This window comes from Bradyrhizobium cosmicum (assembly GCF_032290525.1).
In the GTDB taxonomy this organism is placed as follows: Bacteria; Pseudomonadota; Alphaproteobacteria; order Rhizobiales; family Xanthobacteraceae; genus Bradyrhizobium; species Bradyrhizobium cosmicum_A.
Window position 1 is genome coordinate 1 of sequence record NZ_JASXTA010000146.1, and the last position, 288, is coordinate 288.

The 288-nt window shown below is 60.4% G+C and carries 1 protein-coding gene; it reads left to right on the plus strand.

Annotated features, from left to right (window positions below; genetic code table 11):
* Nucleotides 1-288, plus strand: a 288-nt coding sequence (locus QSV46_RS39420; protein WP_314964051.1) for a tripartite tricarboxylate transporter substrate-binding protein, incomplete at both ends; no start/stop codon positions are given.

The window sequence follows — 288 nt, forward strand, 5'->3', positions numbered from 1 at the left end:
TCACGGACCTGCTGGGCGGACAAGTCAACGTCGCCATGGATTTCATGCCGACCTATCTGCCGCTGCTAGCCGAGCGCAAGATCCGCGCGCTTGCAGTGACAACGAGCCGGCGCGTCGCGCAACTGCCCGATGTACCGACCGTGCAGGAAGCGGGATTCAAGGGCTTCGAGGCGACCGCATGGTATGCAATCGTGGCTCCAACCGGTACACCGCCTGAGATCGTGATGAAGGTCAACAGGGCGGTGAATGCCTTTCTGAAGAGCGACAAGGGCAAGACCATCCTAGAAC